We start from the raw sequence: 5,001 nt of genomic DNA, 5'->3' as shown, positions 1-5,001 counted from the left end.
GCCCGAGCACCGTCAGGCGGCCGCGCGCACGGCCGAGCGTGGCGGGATCGACCGGATGCGCCGCGACCGCGCATGCGATGCCGTTCGTCGTGGCCCGCAGCGTGTGCACGACACGCAACGCGCGGCCGAGCAGCGCGGCCGCGTCGGCCGGTACACTGCCGTCGCCGTCTGTATCGACGAAACGAAGCGGCACGTCGAGCGTGTGCGCCGCATCCTCCAGCGCGGCATCGCCGATCGCCGCTGCGGGCGCCACGATGGCCGCGAGCGCCAGCCGGGCGAGCCCCTGCGCATCGAGCGACGCCGCGATGCGTGCCGCGAGCGCGCCATCCGCGAGGACAGCGTGCGCATCGACGCCCACCACCACGCTGCGCGGATGAATCACGAGCTCGTCATGCGTGCCGCGCCAGGCTTCGGGCGTCACGCGGATCGCATGCGCCGCGGCGGCGTCGCGCGGCAGCGCGACATCGTCGAGCCACGGCGCCGCGCCGTCGATGCGCGTCGACGCACCCGCGAGCAGGTCGGACACGAAGCGCTTGCCCTGGGCAAGATCGGCGAGTGCATAGCCTTCCGGCGGATTGAGCACGCACGCGCCGAAGCGCAGTTCGCCGCTCGTCGTGATCGCCGGCGCGACGCCGACGCAAGCAGCGATTTCGCGCGCCATCACGTTGACGCCCGTCAGCCCGCCGAGCAGCGGCACGACCGCCGAACCGTCTTCCGCCACCGCGAGCACGGGCGGTTCGACGCCCTTGTCGGCAAGCGCCGGAGCGATGCAGCGGATCACGATGCCGGCCGCGCACAGCGCGACGATCGGCAGGCCGCGTGCATAGAGTTCGCGCAAGTGCGCGCCGAGATCGTCGAACGGCACGTCGGCGGCGATGCGCGACGCGAGGCCGTGCACGCGCGCCCCCGGATAACGCGCCTGGATGCGCCGCGCGGTATCGAGCGCGCCCGCGCCGAGGATCACGATCGCGGGCGGGGTCGTCATCCTTGCCATTTTTCCCCCGGCACGACGAGCAGCGAGAAATACGGCGACGCCATCGGATCGACTTCATCGAGCGGCACGATGCGCTGGCTCGCCATCGTCGCACGCTCGACATACAGCGCGCGCTTCGCGAGCCCCAGCTCGTCGAGCACGCGCCGCACCTTGTCGAAATTGCGGCCGAGCTTCATCACGACGGCCGCATCGGCCTGCGCGAGCCGCGTGCGCAACTCGTGCTCGGGCAGCACGCCCGACAGCACCGACAAGCTCTGGTTGCGATAGACGAGCGGCTGGCCGAGCACGGCGGTGCCACCGAGCATCGCGCATACGCCGGGGATCACCTCGGTGTCGTAGCGCGGTGCGAGGCGGTCGTGCAGGTACATGTACGAGCCGTAGAAGAACGGGTCGCCTTCGCAGATCACCGCGACGTCGCGCCCCGCATCGAGGTGCGCACCGACGATCCCGGCGGCCGTGTCGTAGAAATCGGCGATCACCGTCTCGTAGCAGAGCGGCGGCGGCAGTGCCTCGGTCGTCACCGGATAGACGAGCGGCAGTTGCGTCTGCCCGTCCCGCAGGTGCGCCTCGACGATGCCGTATGCATTGCCTTTCTTGCCCTTCGCGACGAAATACGCGACCACGGGCGCGGCCTGCAGCACGCGCAGCGCCTTGATCGTCATCAGTTCGGGATCGCCGGGGCCGACGCCGACCCCGAACAGGCGTCCGCGCGCGGTCGTCATTCGACCTCCGTTGCGAGTGCGTTGACCGCCGCAGCGGCCATCGCGCTGCCGCCGCGGCGGCCGAGCAGCGTGACGTACGGGACGCCGCGGCTGTCGGCATCGAGCAGCGCCTTCGATTCGGCCGCACCGATGAAGCCGACCGGGAAACCGAGGATCAATGCGGGGCGCGGCGCGCCGGCGTCGATCATGTCGAGCAGGTGGAACAGCGCGGTCGGCGCATTGCCGATCACGACGACGCTGCCGGCGAGCTGCGGACGCCACAGTTCGAGCGCGGCGGCCGAACGCGTGTTGCCGAGATCCCGCGCGAGATCGGGCACTTCCGGCTCGCCGAGCGTGCAGATCACGCGGTTGCCGGCCGGCAGCCGCGCGCGCGTGATGCCTTCGGCCACCATGCGCGCGTCGCACAGGATCGGCGCGCTGGCCGCGAGCGCCGTGCGGCCCGCCGCGCCGGCACCGGCCGAGAAGCGCAGGTCGTAGACGACGTCGACCATCCCGCACGCATGGATCACGCGCACCGCGAGTTTCTCGAGGTCGGGCGGAACCTGCGACAGGTCGGCCTCGGCGCGGATCGTCGCGAACGACTGGCGGTAGATTTCCTGCCCGTCGCGAATGTAGTCAAGCATCGGTGGTGTCCTGGCTGTGCCGCGCGCCCGTCAGTCGGGCCGCGGCCTGGTCAATCGTCAGATGGCGCGCGAGCGGGGCGCCGAGGCCCGCGGCCGCATCGCGCCGGTAAAGGTCGTAGTGCGCGGGCGCAACCGCGACGAGCGTGTGCGTCGCGGGATGCGGCAGCGCGCAATGGCGCTCGCAGCCGGTCAGGTGCACGTCGACCGCATGGCCGATGCGCGCGGCGAGCGCGAGCGCGTCGTGTTTCGTGTCGGCGCGCGCTTTCGCGCAGCCCGCGCTGCCGGTGCACGCGACGAGCGACGCCAGCGGGTCGGACGACGCGCAGACGAGGCCGAGCGACGCCAGCGCATCGAGCGTGGCCGGCGCGCGTTCACGCGGGACGCGATGCATGAACACGCCTTGCCAGGGCGTCATCGACAGCGTGCCGTCGCCGTCGGTTTCGGCCAGCGCGGCGAGCCGTTCCAGTTGCGTGGCGTCGAGCCGGCCGAGCGGGAATTGCGCGCCGACGTGGCAGCGCGCGGTATCGCGCGACGGATGTACGCCGAAACGCAGCGCCGGATCGGTGCGCGCGCGGCGCCAGCCGGCGAGCGCCGGATCGGCCGCAAGCGCGAACGGCACATAGTGCCGCGCGCGCTCGAGCAGCGCGCGTTCGCCGCAGGTCGTGAGCAGGGCACGCATCCGCGTGACGTCTGCCGGCGCGAGATCGAGGAACGCGAGCAGCAGCGCGCGGACCAGCGCGACACCTTGATCGGGTGCGACATTGACCGAGGCCGGTCGGTCGTCGTGCGCGACCGGCGGGCAGCCGGCCAGCCCGGCCGCGATGCGCACCGCACCGTCGCCGCGACGCCACGCGGCGAGCCAGATGTCGTGCGGATGATCGAGCGCCGCAACCGATTCGCCGCCGTCGAGCTGGATCGAGAATTTCGGCGACAGCTCGCCACGGCGCGGCTCGCGCGCCAGCATGTCTAGGAGCGGCGCGGCGAGCGCGCGGCTGTCGACGAGGGCGGCGGGGTCGTCACCGGCGAGCGGGCTGAGCATCAGGTTGCGGACGTCGTCGCTCGCGGCGAGCGCGGCGGTATCGGCGACGGCATCCGCGGTGGCGTCGACGGACGGGCCGAGGCCCGCGTCGAGCAACGCGCGTATCAGCGCGTCGGCCGCGCCGTCGCGAATGCCGCGCAGCTGGAGATTCGCGCGATTGGTCGCGTCGATCGCACCGGAGCCGCAAGCACGCGCGGCGGCGGCGATCGCGCGCGCCTGACGCGCATCGAGCCGACCGCCCGGCAGCTTGATCCGGCACAGCCCGCCGTCGGCGGCCGCGACCACGCGCACGAGCCCCGGGCAAGCCGACGGGCGCACGACGGGCGACGCAGGAATCGAATCGGGGGCGGAACTCACGGGGTACCGGGGCAGTGTCGCGCCGCGGCCAACGCGTCGGTACACCCCGCCCGACGCCGACTGGCACGCACGCACTTTCTGGCCGGCAGGTCTCCTGGCTGACAGGTCGGCGCCGGCTCCCGGCCTTCCCGGTGAAACCAGTGGCATGAGGGGGAGATCGGCTCGCTGTCTACAGTTGCGGGGGCAGCCACAGCGGCGCGTGGGGCGCCCTGTGTTCCCTCTTCGGCCCCGAAGGGCACCGGCGAACGAACGGCCGTAGGATACCCGATTTTCGCGACGATCCGGCATCGGCAATACGGCGCGCAACCGCGTCGCAGCATGGCCGCAGACGGTTTTGCGCTGTCTCGCAAATGGTAGGATTGGCGCCTCGACATCAGATCGGCGACCGCCGGCATCCGCCATGAAACTCGGCAGGACGGAACTGTTCGGCATGGGCATCGCACTGGGCCTGCTCGCCATCCCCGCATGGGTCCTGCTCGCGTGCGTGTTGATCCCGCTTGCACCGTCGGCCGAGTGGCCGAAGAATGTCGGGCTCGCCGGCCTCGGCGTGCCGATCGTCGCGGGCGGCACGCTCCTGTACAGGAAAAGCGGGACGCGGCCGCTCATGTGGCTGCTGCTCGGCTGGCTGCTGATCGCGTCGATCGGCGGCATGGTTCTGGCCTTGCTGACGTTTGTCGTCGGCGTGCCGCTCGGCTGACGTCGTGGCCGTGCCGCACCGGCCGTCGGGCGATGCGCACGGCATGGAAACGAATCAACGCGCGGCGGCCCGGCAGCCGCGCATCGCAACAAACGGGATGGAATCGAACGATGGGGAAGGGTGCATGACGGCGTGGCTGACGGTAGTGGGCATCGGCGACGACGGTTACGCGGGGCTCGGCCGCAGCGCGCGCCGCGCGCTGCTCGACGCGACGCTCGTCGTCGGCGCGAAGCGGCATCTCGACATGCTGCCCGCACGGCTGCCGGCCGCGCGCGAAGCGTGGCCGTCGCCGTTCGACCTTGCGGGCGTGCTTGCACGGCGCACGTCGCCCGTCTGCGTGCTCGCCAGCGGCGACCCGATGCTGTTCGGCGTCGGCGCCACGCTCGCGCGCTCGCTGTCCCCTGACGAATGGCGCGTGCTGCCCGCGCCGTCGTCGCTGTCGCTGGCGGCCGCACGCCTCGGCTGGGCACTGCAGGATGTCGGCGCGGTTTCGCTCGTCGGCCGTCCGCTTGCGGCGCTCGCGCGCCACCTGCTGCCTGGCCGCCGCCTGTTCGTGCTGAGCGCCGACG

The 5,001-nt window shown here is 72.2% G+C and carries 5 protein-coding genes, 1 pseudogene and 1 riboswitch; of the genes and pseudogenes, 2 read left to right on the top strand and 4 right to left on the bottom strand.

Annotated features, from left to right (window positions below; translation table 11 throughout):
* The 4 genes and pseudogenes from DPV74_RS38920 to cobG form a co-directional block, all read right to left on the bottom strand.
* A pseudogene (locus DPV74_RS38920) lies at nt 1-985 on the bottom strand (cobalt-precorrin 5A hydrolase); the annotation flags it as partial.
* Nucleotides 982-1,716, bottom strand: coding sequence for a precorrin-2 C(20)-methyltransferase (locus DPV74_RS38915; protein ID WP_059700239.1), 735 nt, complete (start codon nt 1,714-1,716; stop codon nt 982-984). The pseudogene DPV74_RS38920 and the gene DPV74_RS38915, both read right to left, overlap by 4 nt.
* A complete protein-coding gene (locus DPV74_RS38910) occupies nt 1,713-2,339 on the bottom strand; it encodes a precorrin-8X methylmutase (RefSeq protein WP_119339121.1) in 627 nt (208 codons plus the stop codon). Before DPV74_RS38910 ends, DPV74_RS38915 begins: the two co-directional genes overlap by 4 nt.
* Nucleotides 2,332-3,696: a precorrin-3B synthase gene (cobG, locus tag DPV74_RS38905; protein WP_276141840.1), complete on the bottom strand. Its 1,365-nt coding sequence runs from the start codon at nt 3,694-3,696 to the stop codon at nt 2,332-2,334. The genes DPV74_RS38910 and cobG overlap by 8 nt, the downstream gene beginning before the upstream one ends.
* Nucleotides 3,697-3,801: 105 nt before the next feature.
* Nucleotides 3,802-3,993, bottom strand: a riboswitch (cobalamin riboswitch).
* Nucleotides 3,994-4,135: 142 nt separating this feature from the next.
* Here cobG and DPV74_RS38900 point away from each other — a divergent pair.
* Entirely contained in the window at nt 4,136-4,432 is a 297-nt protein-coding gene (locus DPV74_RS38900) for a hypothetical protein (protein ID WP_027787408.1), read from the top strand.
* A 124-nt stretch (nt 4,433-4,556) separates the two neighbouring features.
* The coding region (gene cbiE / locus DPV74_RS38895) for a precorrin-6y C5,15-methyltransferase (decarboxylating) subunit CbiE (protein WP_119339122.1) at nt 4,557-5,001 on the top strand (445 nt) is incomplete at its 3' end.

The sequence above is a fragment of the Burkholderia sp. HAN2018 genome, from assembly GCF_024704855.1.
In the GTDB taxonomy this organism is placed as follows: Bacteria; Pseudomonadota; Gammaproteobacteria; order Burkholderiales; family Burkholderiaceae; genus Burkholderia; species Burkholderia cepacia.
This window is presented reverse-complemented; position numbering and strand designations above follow the sequence as displayed.

Coding starts and splice junctions, on each gene's coding strand:
- DPV74_RS38915 (WP_059700239.1), bottom strand. CDS start 1,716: ATGACGACCGCGCGCGGACGCCTGTTCGGGGTCGGCGTCGGCCCCGGC.
- DPV74_RS38910 (WP_119339121.1), bottom strand. CDS start 2,339: ATGCTTGACTACATTCGCGACGGGCAGGAAATCTACCGCCAGTCGTTC.
- DPV74_RS38900 (WP_027787408.1), top strand. CDS start 4,136: ATGAAACTCGGCAGGACGGAACTGTTCGGCATGGGCATCGCACTGGGC.